This is a genomic window from Ruegeria sp. BA2, assembly GCF_056539605.1.
Window position 1 is genome coordinate 38,513 of record NZ_JBQFVE010000010.1, and the last position, 19,671, is coordinate 58,183.

Consider the following 19,671-nt stretch of genomic DNA (forward strand, 5'->3'; position numbering starts at 1 on the left):
ATGACGGCAGGTATAGCACAAGTTAAGGATCACGGCATCGCCCCTTGTAAACTTGCTAAATTCCGGCCAAACCCGGCTGCATGATCACCCGTACTCACACAAAGGGCGATGCCCCCTCGACCGCTGTCTATTCGGACTGCGAGAACTATCGCTATAGCCTGACGCGTGTGTGGGACGAGAGTGGGCGCAAGGCGCTGTTTGTGATGCTGAATCCGTCGACTGCGACCGAGGTTCAGAACGATCCCACGGTGGAGCGTTGCGAACGCCGCGCGCGGGCGCTGGGATTCGGTGCTTTTCAGGTCACCAACATCTTTGCCTGGCGCGATACCGACCCCCGCAAGATGCGCGCTGCCGCTGATCCGGTGGGTTCTGAGAATGACCGGGCGATCTTGGATGGCGTACAATGGGCCGATCAGGTCATCGCTGCCTGGGGCACCCATGGCGCGCATCTGGATCGTGGCTCCGCCGTTGAATCTCTGCTGCGGGATACCGGTCAGCCATTGTTCCATCTTGGGCTGACCAAGGGCGGGCACCCGAAACACCCGCTTTATATCGCCTACACCCAGCAGCCGGAACCGTGGTGACAAAGGGTTAACCACGCCTGCAACTTGGCTTTGACCAACCTCTTGATTGCATGAGATGTTTTACACTCGGAGCCAATGTGCTTGCGGAGGGTAATCATGTTTCTGATCGGCTTGTTCGGAATGGCGGCCATGGGTGGCGCCGCTTATGCGCTCAGCGATGTTCTTGTGCCAGAAGACGCGAGCGATGATGATGAAGAAGAGCGAATAGAGGAAAGCGCCGAAGACGAGGCAACGCAAGGCGACCTCCTGGACGCGGACGAGAATGTAGAAGATCCCGTTTCGCCCGATGACAGCGATTCTGGCGAAGTTATTTCCGAACATGATGGCCATCTCGTCATCGCAGGCGATGAGGGTGCGGATGTTCTGACCGGGCAAGACGGAAACGACCAGATCAACGGATATGGTGGCGACGACGTCATCGACGGCGGGGCTGGCAATGACGTCCTTTATGGCAGTGATGGAGACGATCAGCTGTTTGGCAATCTGGGGGATGATGTGCTGCATGGCGAATATGGCGATGACAGTCTGGACGGAAGGTCGGGCGAAGACGCCCTCTATGGCCATTACGGCGCGGACGAACTGGACGGGGGCGAAGGAGATGACGAAATCTTTGGCGGTCAGGGCGATGATACGCTGCGTGGCGATGACGGAAACGATGCGCTGCAAGGGGGCGATGGCGATGACAACCTCGTCGGGGGTGCGGGTGAGGACGCCCTGTTCGGCGGCGACGGCGATGACATCCTAAGCGGTGATGACGGCCCAGATGAGACGTCACCCGATTTTCTGAACGGGGGCGCGGGGGATGACGTCATTCTGGCAGAGGGCGGCGACGTCGTGACCGGCGGGGAAGGCGACGACGAGATCGTTGTGCAATCCGAACCCACGCAAGAACCCACGACAATCATGGATTTCCAGATCGGCCATGACAAGCTTCTGATCACCTGGGACAGCCATGACGAGCCAGACCTGACGATCGAACAGGATCGTGAAAACAATGACTTGACCCATGTTCGGGTCAATGGCGAAGACGTCGCGCAGCTTTATAGGGCCGAAGGGTTAACCGTTGAAGACATTCAGTTCGTAACCGAGGCGCAACTAGAGCAATTTGCCTTCGCGGGTTGACCCGGCAGAATCCCTTTGCCATTTGCCCCAAATGCGCCTATACGCGCCCATCCGCATCGGAATCGGTGCGGTTTTCTCCATGGGCCTGTGCTGGACGACATCCCGGCCTGCGCCATCAACTCTAACCTTCAAAGGAGACCCCGATGTCGATCACTGCCGCTGAAAAAGCACGCGTCATGAAAGAATTCGCAACCAAAGAAGGCGACACCGGTTCGCCTGAAGTTCAGGTCGCTATCCTGACCTCGCGCATCACCACCCTGACCGAGCACTTCAAGACCCACAAGAAAGACAACCACGGTCGTCGTGGTCTGCTGAAGATGGTTGCCCAGCGCCGTAAACTGCTGGACTATCTGAAGGGCAAAGAAGAAGCGCGTTACCAGGACCTGATCAAAAAGCTGGGCATCCGCCGCTAAACGCGAATTGTTCGTGTTGTACAGGCTCTGAAAGCCCTTTTGTACAAATTGTACATCTTTTACGCCCGCCATCTGGTGGGCGTATTTGTTTTAGGCGTACTGATCCGGTTCCTTATTCGCGGCGCGGCAAGAAACCATGAGCTATTTTGACGGCCACCACGCGCCTGCCCTTGGCTGGCAATTTTTCGGTTACTCAAAAAACTGCAAATTTTCTTAGACTCATGTGAACCACTTCACTGAACGAAACCCAGGAATGCGTCATTCTGGGTTTGTTACTGAGTAGGCGCTTCTTTTTTTTCGAGCGTCAGGTTTTTAATAGTCCTCCCTGTTGACTGGGCGTGCCTGTGGTGGGCGCGCCCGTTTTTTCTTTTAGCCCAAGAACCTCGAGCATGCGTGCAACCATCGGGTCCTGGGCTGTGACGTGGCGTCATGAATGTACGGCCTTGGCTTAGAATGTTGACGTAAGCGTAAGCAATCTCTTCACTTTTGATCAGGCGGTCAAAAAATGATGCGAAACACCGATTTCTTCCCCCTATTTCTGGTTCTGCTTTTTCTTACATGGGCGGTGTCGCTGCGGGTTCACACTCACGGAAGTAGGTCTTTGAGCCCTTTCCAAACGTGGTTCGGACTTGGCCCGCAGCGGCAAGGATTTGACGACGATAAATTGCTGGAGGGGAATAATGCCATTTAAGACAATTCTGAACCGACTGCGCGCGGCCAAAGCTATGGGCGATACCAAAGTCGCAAAAGCACCCGCGATTCTGGACGATCCGTTTGCACCGAAAGAAACGATCACGAAAACAGAGACCGCCGCAATCCTTCAGGGGATTTTGGAGGATGAACAAATGCAGCATCCGACCCAGCGCATCCAAGAGGATTCGCTGCACTAACATTAGAAGTGTATCTGTGTTGATGCCGTATAAGACGGACACGAATTCTCTGTCATGAAAGACAAACGCCCGCCAATTTGGCGGGCGCTTCGATTTTCTCAGGGTTGCTTCAGCTACATCTTGGCCTTCTCTGACTTGAGCGCCAGCCACAGGCAGTAGCACATGATCAGAACCACCAAGGTGAACGGAATGCCGGTCGAAACAGCGGCCCCTTGTAAGGCTGAGAGCCCTCCGCCCAGCAGCAGTGCGATTGCAACAAGGCCTTCAAGCGTGCACCAGAACACGCGTTGCACAACCGGTGCATCCATCTTGCCGCCTGCGGTAATCGTATCGATCACCAGCGAGCCCGAATCCGACGAGGTTACAAAGAACACCACGATCAGGATCAGAGCGATGGGTGCGATGATGCCATAGAGCGGCAGTTCCTTCAGGAACCCGAACAGCGCACCTTCTGGGGCGTAACTGTCGATCACCGTGGCGCGGACACCTTCTGCGCCGCCTGCGTTCAGCATGTCGATGGCTGCGCCGCCAAAGGTCGACATCCACAAGGCGCATACCGCAGTGGGAGCCAGCAAGGCACAGATCACGAATTCACGCACTGTGCGACCTTTGGAGATGCGGGCGATGAACATGCCCACAAAAGGCGACCATGCGATCCACCAAGCCCAATAGAAGGTTGTCCAACCGTGGAAGTAACTGGTGTCTTCCCGACCGAACGGATTGGACAGAGCAGGCAGGTGCGTCACGTAATCCACCATTACGTTGAAATACCGCGCGATGGCGGTGCCAACACCGGTGACAACGATGACGAAGATGAACAGGCCCACGGCCATGATCATGTTGATCTCACTCAGCCGTTTGACACCTGCATCCATGCCCATCAGGACCGATCCCAATGCGATCAAGGTGATGCCAATGATCAACAGGACGGTGACAGTGGGGCTGGGTTCGATGCCAAAGACCTCGTTCAAGCCAGCAGCCACCTGCTGAGCGCCTAGTCCCAGTGAGGTGGTCAGGCCAAAGAGCGTCGCAAACACGGCCAGCGTGTCGATGAGATGGCCCCACCAGCCCCAGACTCGTTCGCCCAAGATCGGGTAGAAGGCCGAGCGCAGGGTTAGCGGCAGACCGAGATTGTAGCTGAAGATCGCCAGTGCCAAACCAACTGCGGCATAAACTGCCCAGCCTTCAAGACCCCAGTGGTGGATCGTGCCAACGATGCCAATATACTCATTGCCAGGCACCGCGATATCGATGCCTAAGGGTCGTGCATTACCGCCTTCGGCGAAGTTGTAATAGACCGGCTCCATCACACCGAAGAACAGCAGCCCGATGCCGATACCGGCGGCGAACATCATCGCGATCCAACCGGCATAGGAATAGTCAGGCTTGGCGTCCTTGCCGCCGATGCGAACTTTGCCGACAGGCAGGATGATCAGCACCAGACAGAACAGGGTGATTGCGTCAACTGACAGCACCAGGAACCAGTCAAACGTGCTGGTCAGCCAGGGCCGGAGCCAGCCGAAGAAGGTTGCCGCTGCCTCCTGATTTGCCAGCGCGATCAGGACGAACGCAAAGATCAGGATGCTTGAGATCAAAAAGACCGGGTTATGGATATCCAGACCGAAGGGCCGGACATTGTCTTGCCCGAGCTCATATTCGGTCTCAAAATCGTAAATCCGGGGATCCGGATCCAGCATTTTCTTGGTTTGTGCCATGCGTCTACCCTTCTGTTCGCAATATGCAAACGCCAAGGTATTCGACCGGCGGACGGAGGTGGTATTCGTAGTCCCTTGGCGCGTTTCCGTCGTCTCGACCGCAGGTATGGTGGTTTCAGCCTATACGGATACTAAATTTTCACCAAATATATTCGATTTTACGAATGCTTACGCCGGGAAAGCTGTAGATTCAGCTTTCAGTACCGTGGATAAATTGTTATTCACCCAAAAGGTTGACTGAAGCAGAAAAGGCAGGTAATTCATCCAAATGGTTGAACGAGAGAGTCGCTATGACCTCAATGCAATATTGAAGGCCGCATCCGACCCGACCCGCCGCGTGATCCTGACGATGCTTGCGCAGCAGGGACCATTGCGGGTGACGGATATCGCGCGGCAATTCGATATGAGCCTCAACTCGGTATCCAAGCACATCAAGGTGCTTGAGAATGCCGGGCTGGTGCAGCGCCGGACGGAATGGCGCGAGCATCTGATCGAGGTGCAGATGGCCCCCTTGTCAGCCGTGGATGACTGGTTCGCCGGGCTGCGTTCGATCTGGGCGCTTCGGCTGGACGCCTTGGAAACTGCTTTGGAGGACCCAGAAGATGACGGAACTGTCCCTTGAAATCACCCGCGCCATCCCGCACCCGCCTGAAAAGGTATTTGATGCGTGGCTCGACCCGGCAATGCTGGCCAAGTTCATGCTGCCCGGCCCCAATATGACCGTACCCGAGGCGAAATCCGACGCCAAGGTGGGCGGTCGTTTCAAGATCATCATGCGCGCGCCTGAGGCAGGAGATCTGCCGCATGAAGGCGAATACAAGGTGATCGACCGGCCCAACCGGCTGCAATTCACCTGGAATTCACCCTACAGTCAGGACGATTCCACTGTGACGCTGGATTTCACACCCACCGACAAGGGTACGGAATTGCGCCTGCACCACATCCGCTTCCCTTCAGAAGAAAGCCGCAACAACCATGAAGGCGGCTGGACCCGTATCCTTGAGACACTGGAGGGTGCGCTGTGATCAACTGGCTGGCCCTTGGCGTGGGTGTGATCGCGGCCTTTCTGCTGGGCTGGCTGGTCTATGGACCCGTCGGCTTTCAGAAACGCTGGGCCGAGGGAACACGGATCGACCCCACCCCGCCCGAATCTCCACCCCTGCCGCAGATGGCGGCCCAAATCGTGTTCCTGATCCTGCTGGCCGCCGTGATCGCGGTGACCGAGACCACCAACAGCCTTGGCGTTGCGGTACTGGCGATCCTTGCGGTGGCTGCTCAGGCCGCATCGGTCGGGGCATGGGCGCAGAAAAGCGGCTTCGCCATCGCGGTCGACACCGGCTATGCGCTGGGCTGCGGCGTGGTGATGATATTGGCGCACGCGATCCTTTGATATATCAGCCCCTGCCCTGCTTGGGCAGGGGTTAGGCAATCCCCTGCCCCCAAAAACTCCCGACTTTCCAAAGCCTCCAAACTGATGTATGGGCCAGTCATCTGAGACGTTGTGCCCTGACCCCGGCACTCGAATGGAAGATAAAGTGGGGTCGGCGGCAATGGGGCCGCCATGCAAACCGGAGACCCGCAGGGGCGGGAGTGCTCCGTTCTAGGATACGCATATGTTTGATGTAACAAAGAAATCGATTCAGTGGGGCGAAGAGACGCTGACACTGGAAACCGGCAAGGTTGCCCGTCAGGCGGACGGCACCGTGATTGCCACGCTGGGCGAAACCAGCGTTATGGCCAACGTGACCTTTGCCAAGAGCCAAAAGCCCGGTCAGGACTTTTTCCCGCTGACCGTACATTATCAAGAGAAATATTATGCCGCCGGTAAGGTTCCGGGTGGCTTCTTCAAGCGCGAGGCGCGCCCGACCGAGAAAGAGACGCTGACCGCGCGTCTGATTGACCGTCCGATCCGTCCGCTGTTTGTTGACGGCTTCAAGAACGAAGTTCTGGTGATGTGCACCGTGCTGAGCCACGATCTGGTCAACGATCCCGACATCGTTGCGATGATCGCTGCCTCGGCTGCACTGACCATTTCCGGCGCGCCGTTCCGTGGCCCGATCGCCGGTGCCCGTGTTGGATTTGAGGATGGCGAATACGTCCTGAACCCGACCGTCGACGACATGCAGGACCTGCGTCTGAACCCCGAACAGCGCCTGGATCTGGTTGTGGCCGGCACCAAAGACGCCGTGATGATGGTGGAATCGGAAGCCTACGAGCTGTCCGAGGCGGAAATGCTGGGCGCGGTGAACTTTGCGCATGAGCAGATTCAGCCGGTAATCGACCTGATCATCTCGCTGGCCGAAGAAGCCGCGAAAGAGCCGTTTGACTTCCAGGCGCCGGATTACTCCGAGCTGTCCGCTGCCGTTAAGGCCGCCGGTGAAGAGCAGATGCGCGCAGCTTTCGCGATCACCGACAAGCAAGAGCGCACCGCCGCTGTTGCCGCTGCCCGTGAAGCGATCAAGGAAGCGCTGACCGAAGAACAGCTGGAAGACGGCAACCTCGGGTCCGCGATGAAAAAGCTGGAAGCAGGCATTCTGCGCGGCGACGTCGTTAAAGGCGGCAAGCGGATCGACGGTCGTTCGACCACCGATATCCGTTCGATCGTTGCGGAAACCTCGATGCTGCCGCGTACGCACGGTTCCGCCCTATTCACCCGTGGTGAGACACAGGCGCTGGCCGTGACCACGCTGGGCACCGGTGATGACGAGCAGTTCATCGACGCGCTGCATGGCAACTTCAAATCGAACTTCCTGCTGCATTACAACTTCCCCCCCTATTCGGTAGGTGAAGTTGGCCGCGTTGGTGGCCCCGGCCGTCGTGAGATCGGCCACGGCAAGCTGGCATGGCGCGCCCTGCAGGCGGTTCTGCCTGCGGCAACCGACTTCCCCTACACGATCCGCATCGTGTCGGAGATCACCGAATCCAACGGCTCCAGCTCGATGGCGTCGGTCTGCGGCGGTTCGCTGTCGATGATGGATGCGGGTGTTCCGCTGAAAGCACCGGTTGCCGGTGTGGCCATGGGTCTGATCCTGGAAGATGACGGCGAATACGCCATCCTGTCGGACATTCTGGGTGACGAAGATCACCTGGGCGACATGGACTTCAAAGTGGCTGGTACCGAAAACGGCATCACCTCGCTGCAGATGGACATCAAGGTTGCGGGCATCACACCCGAGATCATGGAGAAAGCCCTGGCGCAAGCCAAGGACGGCCGGATGCACATCCTGGGTGAGATGGGCAAAGCCCTGTCCGAGACCAACGAGTTCTCGGTCCACGCTCCGCGCATCGAGACCATGAACATTCCGACCGACAAGATCCGCGAAGTGATCGGTTCGGGCGGTAAGGTCATCCGCGAAATCGTTGAAGTGTCGGGTGCTAAAGTCGACATCAACGACGACGGCGTGATCAAGATCGCCTCGCCGGATGGTGAATCGATCAAGAAGGCTTATGAGATGATCCACTCGATCGTCGCTGAACCGGAAGAAGGTCAGATCTACACCGGTAAGGTCGTGAAGATCGTCGATTTCGGTGCCTTCGTGAACTTCTTTGGCAAGCGCGACGGTCTGGTCCACGTGTCCCAGATCGAAAACCGCCGCCTGAACCATCCGTCGGATGTTCTGAAGGAAGGTCAGGAAGTGAAGGTCAAGCTGCTGGGCTTTGACGATCGCGGCAAGGTGCGCCTGTCGATGAAAGTGGTCGATCAGGAAACCGGCGAAGAGATCGTTCCCGAGAAGAAAGAAAAGAAAGAGGAAAGCGCGGAGTAATCTGCCCTCTTTCATGAAAGCGAAGGCCCCGGTGATCTGCCGGGGCCTTTTTTGTGGCGGCTGTCAACGCAGCGACAAATCCCAATCGCGGTAGAGAGTACGCAAGTCTTTTGACGTGCTGCACTTTACAAAGGGCTTACCAGTTTTGCGGATGATCTCCTCATACCTGGCGGCTTTGTTGCGGGTCTTGATGATCCATCTGGTCATCTTCCATGAAAGATTGTCTTGGCTACCTTCTAGATGACCCGCACGCGTGCTGTTGTTGTTCAATGTACGCTTGAGATATCGATAGTAACGCAGCCAGACACTCGAAGTGAGCAGGATGATACCGGATGCGCGATCAAGGCGCTGAGGTACAAGGCGCGAGTAGTTCCCCTCCATTACCCAGCTTTCTTTCAAGATCGCGGCATCATGCTGCTGCGCGAATTCCTCGTCAGGGCGCTCAAGCCAATTGGTGTTTGGCAAATGCCGCAATTGGTCAAGATGGACTGCCTGAAGCGACAGCTTTTGGGCAATCGCAACCGCAAGTGTCGATTTGCCAGAATTTGACGGGCCAACGATAACGATGCGCTGCCCAAGCGTGGATAGTGAACTCATTGTCGGCCTCGAAAGGTATGCATCGGCTAATCAATTCAAATTCTGAGACAGCCTTCATTGCCGCCAGGATGCAGACCGTCAAGGTAAACGATATGTTAACACTTATAAGTTGAGTTAGCCGGAAGTTAAGGAATTCGAAACCATCCGGGAAATTGCTCTGCAGTGGCCTCAATCACAATTTTCGAAATCGACGGAGACCCGTTCGGTAATCCGAGTGTGACGGTCACACAAGGATATCAAGTCGAAATCACCGATGATGACAACTTTCTGCAAGACCCGGATACAAACCCACAGTTTGATACCAGTTCGCTGCCCAACCTGAACAACTCGGCCAATTTCCAGATTTTTGAAGGCTACAGCGCCACAGTTGCAGGCGCACCAGTCACATATACACTGATCCACTTTTCAGGCACGCAGTATATCGTTGTGACCTCGGGCGATGTGACTGTCGGCAGCACATTGTCGGGCAACGCGCTGGTGCAAGGCACCGCGCCGCCAGTGGCTTATGACAGCCTGCCGAGCTTTGTCTGCTTTACCGCAGGGTCTTATATTCTGACACCTTCGGGGCGTCGTCTAATTGAGAAGCTCAAGGCAGGGGATCATGTGATCACGGCGGATGGCAGCAGCCAAGCCGTACGTTGGGTTGGCCGGCGGCGTCTGAGCGAAGCCGATTTGAAGCGGAGCCCAAAACACTGTCCGATCCGGATCAGTGCGGGCAGCCTTGGGCCGCAGACACCGTCGCGGGATATGCTGCTGTCGCCACAGCATCGGGTAGTGGTGTCTTCTCCTGCAATGGAGCTGCATCACAGTCACCAGATGATGCTGGCAACGGCCAAATCCTTGATCAATGGCAGGACCATCATTCAAGTGCCACCCGAGGGAGGCGTCGAATATATACACATCCTCTTCGACCAGCATGAGCTTGTGAATGTCGAAGGCCTGTGGTCGGAATCGTTTTACCCCGGCGGTTGCACGCTGGGTGCGATGAGCAAAGCGGTGCAAAAGGAACTGTTCGAGCTGTTCCCTGAGCTGCAGTCTGGCGCAAGCGGCTATGGGGATACTGTGCTGCCGGTTCTGAAGCCGTTCGAAGTGCAGATGCTGCGCCCGGAATTATGTGCCCCTTGTGGAGCTACTACAGCATTTGCGCACTAAGAAGGCGGGGGGCTTGCGCCCCCGCCCATTATCCAATCACGATGGCGCTTTGGTTTTGCGCAGATAGGGGAATATCGTCTCGAACTCGCCGAACTTCTCTTTGGCTTCATCGTTGGAGACCGCAGGTGGAATGATCACATCCTCACCCGGCACCCAGTTGGCGGGGGTGGCAACACCCTTGGCGCTCATCTGCAGGCCATCGAGTGCGCGCAGAATTTCCGCAAAGTTGCGGCCCACGGTCATCGGGTAGGTCATCGACAGTTTCAGTTGCTTATCGGGTCCGATGATAAAAACCGAACGCACGGTCGCGCTGTCGGCAGGGGTGCGGCCATCGGGCAGATAGGCCTCGGCCGGTAGCATGTCGAAGGCTTTGGACACGGCCAAACCGTCATCAGCGATGATCGGGAAGCCAGGGTTGGCGTTGCCATAGGCCTCAATGTCCTTCTTCCACTTCTTGTGGTCCTCAACCCCATCGACCGAAACGCCGATCACCTTGGTGCCCCGCGCGGCCCATTCATCATTCAGCTGAGCAACGGCTGAGAATTCGGTGGTGCAAACAGGGGTAAAGTCCTTGGGGTGCGAGAACAGGATGGCCCAGCTGTCGCCGATCCAGTCATGAAACTGAATGGTGCCCTGATCCGTTTCTGCGGTGAAATTCGGGACCGTATCGTTGATGCGCAAACCCATTGGGAAACTCCTCTCCTGTGAACAATCGCGAGTCGGTTGCTGCCAACCTAATCACTTTGTGCGCAGGTTAAACCATTCATGTTGCTCTGTCAGAAGATTCGGTGGATAGATAATTTGATCAAATTATGATTTGCCCTTGCCCGACACCCGGCTGGGTGACAGAGTGCACTTGAAAACCGACCGACCGGTCGATTGATTCCTGTTCCGGAGGATGAGCCATGATCGAAAAACGAAACTTCTATATTAACGGCAAATGGGTCGCCCCTTCAGCACCGAATGATTTCGAGGTGATCGACCCATCGACCGAAGAGCCCTGCGCGGTGATCTCGCTGGGATCAGAGGCGGACACAAACGCCGCGGTTGCTGCGGCCAAAGCCGCCCTGCCCGGATGGATGGCAACCCCGGTCGAAGAGCGTATCGCGTTGGTCGAGAAACTGGTCGATATCTATGCCACGCGTTCCGAGGACCTGGCACAGGCGATGTCGATGGAGATGGGTGCACCGATCGATATGGCGCGCAGCCAGCAATCGGGCGCGGGTATCTTTCACCTGAAAAACTTTGTCCGCGCCGCGAAGGCGTTCCAATTCGAGCGCCCTTTGGGCGATCATGCGCCGAATGACCGGATCATCTATGAAGCGGTGGGTGTGGCCGCCCTGATCACCCCTTGGAACTGGCCGATGAATCAGGTGACGCTCAAAGTCGGCGCGGCGGCGATTGCGGGCTGCACGATGGTTCTGAAGCCGTCCGAGCAAAGTCCGCTGAACGCAATGATCTTTGCCGAGATGATGGATGAGGCTGGATTCCCCGCGGGTGTGTTCAATCTGGTTAATGGCGATGGCGTGGGCGTAGGCTCTCAGCTCTCGGGGCATGCGGATGTGGATATGGTCAGCTTCACAGGTTCGACCCGCGCGGGCACCGCGATTTCCAAGAACGCGGCGGATACACTGAAGAAAGTGCATCTGGAACTGGGCGGCAAAGGCGCCAATGTGGTTTTCGCGGATGCGGATGAAAAGGCGGTCAAGCGCGGTGTGCTGCATATGATGAACAATACCGGCCAAAGCTGTAACGCGCCCAGCCGGATGCTGGTGCAGCGCCCGGTCTATGACAAGGCGGTTGAGACGGCCGCCGAGGTGGCGGGCAAGGTGACTGTTGCCAGCGCATCCGAGGAAGGTCGCCATATCGGGCCGGTGGTGAATGAGGTGCAGTGGACCAAGATTCAGGACCTGATCCAGAAGGGTATTGATGAGGGTGCACGTCTGGTTGCGGGCGGCACGGGCCGGCCAGAGGGGCTGAACAAAGGCTATTATGTGCGGCCAACGGTTTTTGCGGATGCCAATAACCAGATGACCGTCGCGCGCGAGGAAATCTTTGGCCCGGTTCTGACCATGATCCCCTTCGACACCGAGGAAGAGGCCATCGAGATTGCCAATGACACGCCCTATGGTCTGACCAACTATGTCCAGACCCAAGACGGTGCACGTGCCAATCGCATGGCGCGGGCCTTGCGCTCGGGCATGGTTGAAATGAATGGCCAGTCGCGCAGCGCGGGCTCCCCATTTGGTGGGATGAAACAGTCCGGAAACGGCCGCGAAGGTGGAGTTTGGGGTCTGGAGGACTTTCTTGAGGTCAAGGCCGTCGGGGGCTGGGCCGCCGAATAACCCGGTTTTGGTGGTATCAAAAATGCGAGGCACCCCAAGGGTGCCTCGCTTTGTTTTTAGGCAGGTCGGACGATAAGCTGCGGCTCTCCGTCCGAGGTGTGGCGGGTGGAGCGGCCATCCCAGCCAATTTCTCCGGTCACACGCTGGCGAAGGGACGAAAAGCTGTCAAACCGGACCACATCCACGGGCGCGTCGAACTGAAGGGTCACCCGGCGATGCGATCCATCACCCAACAGTGTCAGGCCACGGATTTCAGCAGTGAACGGCTGCCCGAGATAGCGGCCTTCAACCCGGTCACCGACGCGCAACTGCATTCGGTTACCGGCCATGGCATGCAGTGTGTTCCAATCCCGCGCACCGTGTTGATGCGCCAGCAGTTCCAGTGCTTCGCTATGTGATAGCTTCACTCCGGTGTCCTGCAGACGTTTGCGCAAGCGCTTTGCCTGCTCTTTCAGCCCAGCAACCGGAGCGATGTTTTGAGTATGTGTCATAATGTGCCTCGTTTCCTGAAACGGGCGCGAAATCTGGACGGGGTTCGCATTGCCATCCGCGCGCCTGGAAAAGGCAACAGATGTGATTCAACCGGGTTTCACCAAAGCCAAAGGCCGCGAACGGCAGGGGACCCGAACCTGCCGTGCCATATGGCAACGACGCGCCAGAATGTCAATCAGGCGTCGGCTTGGGCTGCCTCAAAGGCCAGCATGGCGCGTTTGACCGGCAGGCCCCAGTGATAGCCGCCCAAGCCACCTGATTTGCGCAGGGCCCGGTGGCACGGGATCAGCCAGCTGACCGGGTTGCGACCGACGGCGGTGCCCACGGCGCGCACCGCTTGTGGCGAACCCACGCGCTGAGCGATCTCGGAATAGGTGGTGACCTGGCCCGAGGGGATGTGCATCAGCGCTTCCCACACTTTGATCTGCAGCGGTGAGCCGATCAGGTACAAAGGCGTCGGCTCCAACCGGTCGCTGGCTGCACCGAAGGCGCTGAGCACCCACGGGCGCAGGCGCATAGGGTCCTCGACAAACGCGGCCTGCGGCCAGCGGGACAGCATGTCTTCCATCGCGTCTTCTTCGCCGGTTTCAGCGCCGAAGGCCATGCCACATATACCTTTATCGGTTCCCATAACCAGCGCGGGGCCAAAGGGGCTTTCAAACCAGCCCCAATAGATTGTCAGATCCGCACCTTTGCGGGCGTATTCGCCGGGGCTCATAGATTCCCATTTCAGAAACAGATCGTGCAGGCGCCCGCTGCCGGACAGACCCACGTTATGTGCGGTCTCCAAGGTGGTGAACCGTTCCCGCAATAAGGCCTTGGCATGGCCCAGCGTCAGGTATTGCTGATACCGCTTGGGCGATACCCCGGTCCAGCGCGAGAACAGGCGCTGGAAATGCGCCGGGCTCATGTCCATCTGGCGCGCCAGCTCATCAAGGCTGAGGCTTTCCCCACCCTGATCAATCAGCTCAATCGCGCGCCGCATGACGTTGTAGTGATATCCGCTTTCCGGGTTCTGGATGTTCATGGGTCTCACCTCATTCGCTTGGGTAAATCATAGCGTGCAGGTCACGCCCCCGCGACCCGGAACATGCGCAATGGCTTTGGGCTTGTATCGCGGCCCGGCGGGCGGCATTAAGGCCGGAATGGCAAAACAGCTTGGATATCACCGGATCCGCGAGATCTTTACCCGGTTTCAGGAGGCTGATCCCGAGCCAAAGGGCGAATTGGATCATGTGAACGTCTATACACTGGTGGTGGCTGTCGCGCTGTCGGCGCAGGCGACCGATGCCGGGGTCAACAAGGCAACACGCGAGCTATTCAACATCGCCGATACCCCGCAGAAAATGCTGGATCTGGGCGAAACGGGTCTGATCGAGCATATCAAGACCATCGGCCTGTTCCGCCAGAAGGCCAAGAATGTGATTAAGCTGAGCCGCATTCTGGTCGAAGATTATGGTGGCGAGGTGCCCAATTCCCGCGCTGCGCTGCAATCGCTGCCCGGTGTGGGGCGCAAGACGGCCAATGTGGTGCTGAACATGTGGTGGCGATATCCGGCGCAGGCGGTTGATACGCATATCTTCCGCGTTGGCAATCGCACTGGCATCTGCCCGGGCAAAAACGTGGACGCGGTTGAGCGCGCCATCGAAGACAACATCCCGACCGATTTCCAGCTGCATGCGCATCACTGGTTGATCCTGCATGGCCGTTATCATTGCAAGGCACGCAAACCGCAGTGCCCGACCTGTATCATCCGCGATCTCTGCGAATTTGAGGACAAAACCGAATGAAAACCTACCAACTGACCGGCATCGGAAACGCCGTTGTGGACGTGATTTCCCAGGCCGATGACAGTTTCCTCGAGCTGATGGGCATCGAAAAAGGCATTATGCAGCTGATCGAGCAGGAACGCGGCGAGGTACTCTATGCCTCGATGGAGGGTAGGGTTCAGACGCCGGGTGGCTCGGTCGCCAATACCATCGCCGGGGCGGGCGCTTTGGGATTGGATTCCGCTTTCATCGGGCGGGTGCATGATGACGCGCTGGGCCGGTTCTATGCCGATGCGATGAACGAGGATGGCGTGGATTTCGTCAACCCGCCAGTGCCGGGCGGAGAGCTGCCGACCTCGCGTTCAATGATTTTTGTCTCGCCCGATGGTGAGCGGTCAATGAACACCTATCTGGGTATTTCGTCTGAACTGTCGTCTCAGGACGTCTCGGAAGAGGTGGCGGGCAATAGCCAGATCATGTTCCTCGAAGGCTATCTGTTCGACAAGGAAAAGGGCAAGGCGGCGTTCTTGGAGGCCGCGCGCAACTGCCACAAGGGCGGCGGCAAGGCGGGTATCGCCATTTCTGACCCGTTCTGCGTAGAACGGCACCGGGTGGATTTCCTGCTGCTGATCGAGAACGAGTTGGATTTTGTGATCGGCAACGAGGCCGAGATCAAATCGCTGTTCGAAACCGACGATCTGGAAGAGGCATTGGCCAAGACAGCCGAGATTTGCCCTCTGGTTGTTTGCACCCGGTCAGGCGACGGGGTGACCGTTCTGAACGGCGACGCGCGCATCGATGTACCGGTTGAAAAGGTCGTACCCGTGGACGCGACCGGCGCGGGCGATCAATTCGCCGCCGGGTTCCTTTATGGCATGGCAACAGGCCGCGATTACGAGACCTGTGCCCGCATCGGCAATGTTTGCGCCCGCGAGGTGATCAGCCATATCGGCCCGCGGCCCGAGGCGAATATGCAGGAATTGCTTAGAACCGAGGGGCTTCTGTGACGTCCTGAGCACAACTCACTACATCCAAACAACCGTACTCGCCTTCATTGAACACCGATTCTCGACCGCACGACACCCATGCACTTGCGTTTGAACTGTCTGTTCGATTTTCTGCGCCCTTCATTCAACCGGATAAGACCATGAACAAGAACCAAAACCCCAATGCATTTCCATTGTATCGCGACTATTGGGGACAAACTCACCTTCCAGGTCGTTCGATTTTGCCTGCCGCTGGTGATTTTAATTGCGTCTACAGCATTGGCGATTCTTGGTGAAAGCAACGGCACTTGGGGATGGGACGACTACCTGACATATTTGGTCGTAAGCGCCTCATTCTTTGATCTGTTGTTGTCCGGGCTGGATATTGTTCAATATCATGTTCGGCGCTTCAAAGAAGCTCAGGGCCAATTCAACTATTTTCGCAACGGTATTATGTGGTTTCCCGCTATAATCATTATTCTATTCGCAATTGTGGCACTGCCGGTTTTTCATTCTTAATCAAGGAACGCCACAGCCAACCGTTTAGAACCGGCTCTGAAATTTCAGAGCTAGCTTTAGCCATTCGGAATGAGGCTTGAAAACTCGGTAATCACCTTTTCGTAAACATCCCGCTTGAAGGGCACGATTTCTTCAATCAACCGCGACGGGGCCTGCCATTTCCACTGGGTAAACTCGGGATGCTCGGTCTGAATATTGATCTGCTCATCCCGGCCCAGAAAGCGCATTAGGTACCACTTCTGCTCTTGCCCGCGATACCGACCTTTCCAGATTTTGGGGACGATGTCGTGGGGCAGATCATAAGGTAGCCAGCCGTCGGTCTCGGCGATGATTTCGACCAGATCTTCGGTCACTCCGGTTTCTTCCCACAGTTCGCGCAGCGCTGCATCGCGGGGGTCTTCACCCTTGTCCACACCGCCTTGAGGCATCTGCCAGGCGTCTTTGTGCCGGTCGTTGCGCTGGCCCACGAAAATCTGACCCTCGGCATTCATCAGCATCAGCCCGACACAAGGGCGGTAGGGCAATTTGGCGATCTCATCAGGTGTCATACGGGCCTCGTGAACATGCTTTGCTGCGTCTCTAGCAAGCGGTGCGCCAAAGGCAAAGAGAATGACGTTAGGTTTCGCGTGACAACGCTGACGCGAAGGTCAATCTGACGGGCAATGACGGGAGGGAGAGTTTGCCATGACTGCGTACCCAAACATGCTGGCCCCGCTGGATCTGGGATTCACCACGCTGAAGAACCGTGTGCTGATGGGCTCGATGCATACCGGGCTGGAAGAGACCGGCGATTGGAACCGCGTGGCAGAGTTCTATGCGGATCGCGCGCGCGGCGGTGTGGCCTTGATGGTAACAGGTGGGATTGGCCCGAATCTTGAGGGATCGGTGCTGCCGGGCGCCTCGATGATGACCAATGACACCGAGGTGGCGAACCATTCCATTGTTACCCAGCGCGTGCATGAGGCCTGTGGCAAGATCGCGATGCAGATCCTGCATGCAGGGCGCTATGCCTATGGGCCGAAATGCGTGGCCCCGAGCCCGGTGAAATCGCCAATCTCTCCGTTCCCGCCGCATGAATTGGACGAGGAAGGCATCGAAAAGCAGATCGCGGATATCGTGAATGCCGCCGTCCTGGCCCAAAAGGCGGGCTATGACGGGGTCGAGATCATGGGGTCCGAAGGGTATTTCCTGAACCAGTTTCTGGTGACCCACACCAACAAGCGCACCGACCGTTGGGGCGGGTCCTATGAGAACCGGATGCGTCTGCCCATCGAGGTGGTGCGTCGCACGCGCGAGGCGGTAGGCAGTGATTTCATCATCATCTACCGCCTGTCGATGATCGATCTGGTGCCCAATGGCTCGACCCACGACGAGGTTGTGGAACTGGCACAGCGGATTGAGCAGGCCGGGGCCACCATCATCAATACTGGGATCGGCTGGCACGAGGCGCGGATTCCGACGATAGCTACTTCGGTGCCGCGCGCGGCCTTTGCGTGGGTCACCAAGAAGCTGATGGGCAAAGTCGGCATCCCGGTGATCACCTCGAACCGGATCAATACGCCCGAAGTTGCCGAAGAGGTATTGGCGACCGGCTGCGCCGACATGGTGTCGATGGCCCGCCCGATGCTGGCCGATGCGGATTTCGTGAACAAGGCGATTGCCGGTGAGGCCGCAAAGATCGCGCCCTGCATCGCCTGCAATCAGGCCTGTCTGGACCACACGTTCAGTGGCAAGCTGACCTCATGCCTGGTCAATCCGCGTGCGTGTCACGAGACTGAACTTGTGATCGACAAGGCTGAGACGCGCAAGACGGTTGCGATCGTAGGCGCGGGGCCCGCTGGTCTGTCCACCGCGATGACAGCAGCCCAGCGCGGCCATGACGTCACCTTGTTCGACCGTGCGCATGAAATCGGCGGGCAATTGAACATGGCGAAACAGGTACCGGGAAAAGAAGAGTTCTGGGGGCTGGTCGACTGGTACCGCACCATGATGGATGATCTGGGCGTGACCGTGGAACTGAACCGCGAGGTCAGCGCGGATGATCTTAGCGAATATGACGAAGTGGTCATTGCCACCGGTGTCACGCCTCGCGATCCGCAAATTCCGGGGCAGGATCGGGACAACGTGCTCAGCTATATCGACGTGTTGCGCGGCAAGGCCGAGGTTGGCAAATCCGTCGCGGTGATCGGGGCTGGAGGCATTGGGTTCGATGTTTCCGAGTTCCTGCTTGAGGACGGCCACAGCCCAACCACGGACCTTCCATTGTGGATGAAAGAATGGGGTGTGACCGATCCCGCCGAGCATCGCGCGGGTCTGGCGCCCGAAGGTCCGCAGCCCGAGGCTCCCGCACGGCAGGTCACACTGCTGCAGCGCAAGGCGCAGCGTCACGGCAAGGGGTTGGGCAAGACAACGGGTTGGATTCACCGAGCCACGCTGAAGATGAAGGACGTCAATTTCGTAGGCGGTGTGAATTACGAACGCATTGATGAGGACGGCCTGCATGTCAGCTTTGGCGAAACCCGCGAAAACCCAACCGTGATCCCGGCGGATACGATTGTCCTGTGCGCCGGTCAGGTCTCGGATCGGTCACTGGCCGATGCGTTGATCGAACGCGGGATAACGCCCCATGTGATTGGCGGAGCCGATGTGGCCGCCGAGCTGGACGCCAAACGCGCGATCAATCAGGGCACACGATTGGCAGCCAGCTTCTGATGCGCGCTATTCAACGTTGATCGTAATCACCTCGGACACGATGGGCGTGGCATGCGGAACGTGCCCGGCGTCGCCGAGTACCAACTGCAGCGTGTGTTCGCCCGGAGTCATGTCCAGTGTCACCTCGGTCTGACCGCCGCCGAAATGGATATGGTTGTCATCCGCAGGCAGGCCATAGGCCAGCTCATCCGCGCCGTCCTCGCCTTGTCCAATGGGCGGGCGATCAATCAGCAGATGATGGTGGCCGGTGTTTTCCTTCTCGGTTCCCGAGGGCGCGACACCCATTCCACTAAGGCCGAATACAATCGTAACGGGAGATTGCACGGTATCGCCGTCAGAGAGATTGACAAAATAGACCTTCGCATCGGGGTTCGATGGTGTTGGCCCACCCGCCCAGGCAAGGCTTGCGCACAGACATAAGGTGGCAGCTGTCAAAAAGGGTCTCATAATCTCCTCCGTGGTCACAAAAATGCCATTCTCAGCATAGCACGATTGGAAAAAAGTCCAGAAACCGGGGTTTTATGGCGGATAGATGGGGGTAGCGCAAAGTGGCTTCGGCGTTTCCTAGTCGCAAACGATCCAATTCAAAACCCTGATATTATCCCATGTCT

Annotated in this window: 21 protein-coding genes; 14 read left to right on the forward strand and 7 right to left on the reverse strand. The window is 57.5% G+C overall.

Features of this window, described 5'->3' with window-relative positions; translation table 11 throughout:
- Positions 1–80: 80 nt before the first annotated feature.
- The 4 genes from ACR0NN_RS18365 to ACR0NN_RS18380 all read left to right on the forward strand — a co-directional run bounded on the left by ACR0NN_RS18365 (position 81) and on the right by ACR0NN_RS18380 (position 3,009).
- Positions 81–584, forward strand: coding sequence for a DUF1643 domain-containing protein (locus tag ACR0NN_RS18365; protein ID WP_170684272.1), 504 nt, complete (start codon positions 81–83; stop codon positions 582–584).
- A gap of 96 nt (positions 585–680) precedes the next feature.
- Positions 681–1,706 (forward strand): calcium-binding protein, encoded by a 1,026-nt coding sequence (locus ACR0NN_RS18370; protein ID WP_480685264.1) that lies wholly within the window; start codon positions 681–683, stop codon positions 1,704–1,706.
- Between the two features lie 143 nt (positions 1,707–1,849).
- Positions 1,850–2,119, forward strand: a complete 270-nt coding sequence (rpsO, locus tag ACR0NN_RS18375) for a 30S ribosomal protein S15 (protein ID WP_039528663.1) — start codon at positions 1,850–1,852, stop codon at positions 2,117–2,119.
- A gap of 680 nt (positions 2,120–2,799) precedes the next feature.
- Positions 2,800–3,009: a hypothetical protein gene (locus ACR0NN_RS18380; RefSeq protein WP_170725228.1), complete on the forward strand. Its 210-nt coding sequence runs from the start codon at positions 2,800–2,802 to the stop codon at positions 3,007–3,009.
- A 113-nt stretch (positions 3,010–3,122) separates the two neighbouring features.
- On the opposite strand, the gene ACR0NN_RS18385 is transcribed toward ACR0NN_RS18380, so the two are convergent.
- On the reverse strand, positions 3,123–4,724 hold the full coding sequence (locus ACR0NN_RS18385; protein WP_170684275.1) for a BCCT family transporter: 1,602 nt from the start codon (positions 4,722–4,724) through the stop codon (positions 3,123–3,125).
- Positions 4,725–4,992: 268 nt separating this feature from the next.
- On the opposite strand from ACR0NN_RS18385, the gene ACR0NN_RS18390 reads away from it, so the two are divergent.
- The 4 genes from ACR0NN_RS18390 to pnp all read left to right on the forward strand — a co-directional run bounded on the left by ACR0NN_RS18390 (position 4,993) and on the right by pnp (position 8,488).
- Positions 4,993–5,346 (forward strand): metalloregulator ArsR/SmtB family transcription factor, encoded by a 354-nt coding sequence (locus ACR0NN_RS18390; RefSeq protein WP_170725227.1) that lies wholly within the window; start codon positions 4,993–4,995, stop codon positions 5,344–5,346.
- Entirely contained in the window at positions 5,327–5,749 is a 423-nt protein-coding gene (locus ACR0NN_RS18395; RefSeq protein WP_170725226.1) for an SRPBCC family protein, read from the forward strand. Before ACR0NN_RS18390 ends, ACR0NN_RS18395 begins: the two co-directional genes overlap by 20 nt.
- Positions 5,746–6,114 carry a DUF1761 family protein gene (locus ACR0NN_RS18400; RefSeq protein ID WP_170648798.1) on the forward strand — a complete coding sequence of 123 codons (369 nt, stop codon included), beginning with the start codon at positions 5,746–5,748 and terminating at the stop codon, positions 6,112–6,114. Before ACR0NN_RS18395 ends, ACR0NN_RS18400 begins: the two co-directional genes overlap by 4 nt.
- A 223-nt stretch (positions 6,115–6,337) precedes the next feature.
- Positions 6,338–8,488 carry a polyribonucleotide nucleotidyltransferase gene (gene pnp / locus ACR0NN_RS18405; protein ID WP_170725225.1) on the forward strand — a complete coding sequence of 717 codons (2,151 nt, stop codon included), beginning with the start codon at positions 6,338–6,340 and terminating at the stop codon, positions 8,486–8,488.
- A 63-nt stretch (positions 8,489–8,551) separates the two neighbouring features.
- On the opposite strand, the gene ACR0NN_RS18410 is transcribed toward pnp, so the two are convergent.
- On the reverse strand, positions 8,552–9,085 hold the full coding sequence (locus ACR0NN_RS18410) for a P-loop NTPase family protein (protein ID WP_170725224.1): 534 nt from the start codon (positions 9,083–9,085) through the stop codon (positions 8,552–8,554).
- Positions 9,086–9,301: 216 nt separating this feature from the next.
- Between ACR0NN_RS18410 and ACR0NN_RS18415 the strand changes: the two genes are divergently transcribed.
- Positions 9,302–10,237, forward strand: coding sequence for a Hint domain-containing protein (locus ACR0NN_RS18415; RefSeq protein WP_480685268.1), 936 nt, complete (start codon positions 9,302–9,304; stop codon positions 10,235–10,237).
- 36 nt (positions 10,238–10,273) lie between these two features.
- On the opposite strand, the gene ACR0NN_RS18420 is transcribed toward ACR0NN_RS18415, so the two are convergent.
- Complete coding sequence (locus tag ACR0NN_RS18420) at positions 10,274–10,924, reverse strand: peroxiredoxin (RefSeq protein WP_170684281.1); 651 nt, start codon at positions 10,922–10,924, stop codon at positions 10,274–10,276.
- 218 nt (positions 10,925–11,142) lie between these two features.
- Here ACR0NN_RS18420 and ACR0NN_RS18425 point away from each other — a divergent pair, with 218 nt between their 5' ends.
- Complete coding sequence (locus ACR0NN_RS18425; protein WP_170725222.1) at positions 11,143–12,582, forward strand: aldehyde dehydrogenase family protein; 1,440 nt, start codon at positions 11,143–11,145, stop codon at positions 12,580–12,582.
- 56 nt (positions 12,583–12,638) lie between these two features.
- Here the strand turns inward: ACR0NN_RS18425 and ACR0NN_RS18430 are convergent, their stop codons facing one another.
- Positions 12,639–13,073 (reverse strand): glyoxalase superfamily protein, encoded by a 435-nt coding sequence (locus tag ACR0NN_RS18430; protein ID WP_170725221.1) that lies wholly within the window; start codon positions 13,071–13,073, stop codon positions 12,639–12,641.
- A 176-nt stretch (positions 13,074–13,249) separates the two neighbouring features.
- A complete protein-coding gene (locus tag ACR0NN_RS18435; RefSeq protein ID WP_170725220.1) occupies positions 13,250–14,101 on the reverse strand; it encodes a bifunctional helix-turn-helix domain-containing protein/methylated-DNA--[protein]-cysteine S-methyltransferase in 852 nt (283 codons plus the stop codon).
- Positions 14,102–14,219: 118 nt separating this feature from the next.
- Between ACR0NN_RS18435 and nth the strand changes: the two genes are divergently transcribed.
- From nth to ACR0NN_RS18450, 3 genes are all read left to right on the forward strand, one after another.
- Positions 14,220–14,864 (forward strand): endonuclease III, encoded by a 645-nt coding sequence (gene nth / locus ACR0NN_RS18440; protein ID WP_170725272.1) that lies wholly within the window; start codon positions 14,220–14,222, stop codon positions 14,862–14,864.
- Positions 14,861–15,850: an adenosine kinase gene (locus tag ACR0NN_RS18445; RefSeq protein WP_170725219.1), complete on the forward strand. Its 990-nt coding sequence runs from the start codon at positions 14,861–14,863 to the stop codon at positions 15,848–15,850. The genes nth and ACR0NN_RS18445 overlap by 4 nt, the downstream gene beginning before the upstream one ends.
- Positions 15,851–16,012: 162 nt before the next feature.
- Positions 16,013–16,348: a hypothetical protein gene (locus ACR0NN_RS18450; protein WP_170725218.1), complete on the forward strand. Its 336-nt coding sequence runs from the start codon at positions 16,013–16,015 to the stop codon at positions 16,346–16,348.
- Positions 16,349–16,404: 56 nt separating this feature from the next.
- On the opposite strand, the gene ACR0NN_RS18455 is transcribed toward ACR0NN_RS18450, so the two are convergent.
- Positions 16,405–16,896, reverse strand: coding sequence for an RNA pyrophosphohydrolase (locus ACR0NN_RS18455; RefSeq protein WP_170725217.1), 492 nt, complete (start codon positions 16,894–16,896; stop codon positions 16,405–16,407).
- Between the two features lie 136 nt (positions 16,897–17,032).
- On the opposite strand from ACR0NN_RS18455, the gene ACR0NN_RS18460 reads away from it, so the two are divergent.
- Positions 17,033–19,060 (forward strand): FAD-dependent oxidoreductase, encoded by a 2,028-nt coding sequence (locus ACR0NN_RS18460; RefSeq protein WP_480685271.1) that lies wholly within the window; start codon positions 17,033–17,035, stop codon positions 19,058–19,060.
- A 6-nt stretch (positions 19,061–19,066) separates the two neighbouring features.
- On the opposite strand, the gene ACR0NN_RS18465 is transcribed toward ACR0NN_RS18460, so the two are convergent.
- The gene (locus ACR0NN_RS18465) at positions 19,067–19,507 is read right to left on the reverse strand and encodes a DUF4399 domain-containing protein (RefSeq protein WP_170725215.1); all 441 of its coding nucleotides are present in this window, start codon (positions 19,505–19,507) and stop codon (positions 19,067–19,069) included.
- Between the last annotated feature and the right edge of the window lie 164 nt (positions 19,508–19,671).

Excerpts from the sequence above, each read along its gene's own strand:
- ACR0NN_RS18410 (WP_170725224.1), bottom strand. The coding sequence starts at position 9,085 with ATGAGTTCACTATCCACGCTTGGGCAGCGCATCGTTATCGTTGGCCCG.
- ACR0NN_RS18370 (WP_480685264.1), top strand. The coding sequence starts at position 681 with ATGTTTCTGATCGGCTTGTTCGGAATGGCGGCCATGGGTGGCGCCGCT.
- ACR0NN_RS18435 (WP_170725220.1), bottom strand. The coding sequence starts at position 14,101 with ATGAACATCCAGAACCCGGAAAGCGGATATCACTACAACGTCATGCGG.
- pnp (WP_170725225.1), top strand. The coding sequence starts at position 6,338 with ATGTTTGATGTAACAAAGAAATCGATTCAGTGGGGCGAAGAGACGCTG.
- ACR0NN_RS18425 (WP_170725222.1), top strand. The coding sequence starts at position 11,143 with ATGATCGAAAAACGAAACTTCTATATTAACGGCAAATGGGTCGCCCCT.
- ACR0NN_RS18445 (WP_170725219.1), top strand. The coding sequence starts at position 14,861 with ATGAAAACCTACCAACTGACCGGCATCGGAAACGCCGTTGTGGACGTG.
- rpsO (WP_039528663.1), top strand. The coding sequence starts at position 1,850 with ATGTCGATCACTGCCGCTGAAAAAGCACGCGTCATGAAAGAATTCGCA.
- nth (WP_170725272.1), top strand. The coding sequence starts at position 14,220 with ATGGCAAAACAGCTTGGATATCACCGGATCCGCGAGATCTTTACCCGG.
- ACR0NN_RS18420 (WP_170684281.1), bottom strand. The coding sequence starts at position 10,924 with ATGGGTTTGCGCATCAACGATACGGTCCCGAATTTCACCGCAGAAACG.
- ACR0NN_RS18385 (WP_170684275.1), bottom strand. The coding sequence starts at position 4,724 with ATGGCACAAACCAAGAAAATGCTGGATCCGGATCCCCGGATTTACGAT.
- ACR0NN_RS18395 (WP_170725226.1), top strand. The coding sequence starts at position 5,327 with ATGACGGAACTGTCCCTTGAAATCACCCGCGCCATCCCGCACCCGCCT.
- ACR0NN_RS18430 (WP_170725221.1), bottom strand. The coding sequence starts at position 13,073 with ATGACACATACTCAAAACATCGCTCCGGTTGCTGGGCTGAAAGAGCAG.
- ACR0NN_RS18465 (WP_170725215.1), bottom strand. The coding sequence starts at position 19,507 with ATGAGACCCTTTTTGACAGCTGCCACCTTATGTCTGTGCGCAAGCCTT.
- ACR0NN_RS18380 (WP_170725228.1), top strand. The coding sequence starts at position 2,800 with ATGCCATTTAAGACAATTCTGAACCGACTGCGCGCGGCCAAAGCTATG.
- ACR0NN_RS18365 (WP_170684272.1), top strand. The coding sequence starts at position 81 with ATGATCACCCGTACTCACACAAAGGGCGATGCCCCCTCGACCGCTGTC.
- ACR0NN_RS18390 (WP_170725227.1), top strand. The coding sequence starts at position 4,993 with ATGGTTGAACGAGAGAGTCGCTATGACCTCAATGCAATATTGAAGGCC.
- ACR0NN_RS18450 (WP_170725218.1), top strand. The coding sequence starts at position 16,013 with ATGCATTTCCATTGTATCGCGACTATTGGGGACAAACTCACCTTCCAG.
- ACR0NN_RS18455 (WP_170725217.1), bottom strand. The coding sequence starts at position 16,896 with ATGACACCTGATGAGATCGCCAAATTGCCCTACCGCCCTTGTGTCGGG.
- ACR0NN_RS18460 (WP_480685271.1), top strand. The coding sequence starts at position 17,033 with ATGACTGCGTACCCAAACATGCTGGCCCCGCTGGATCTGGGATTCACC.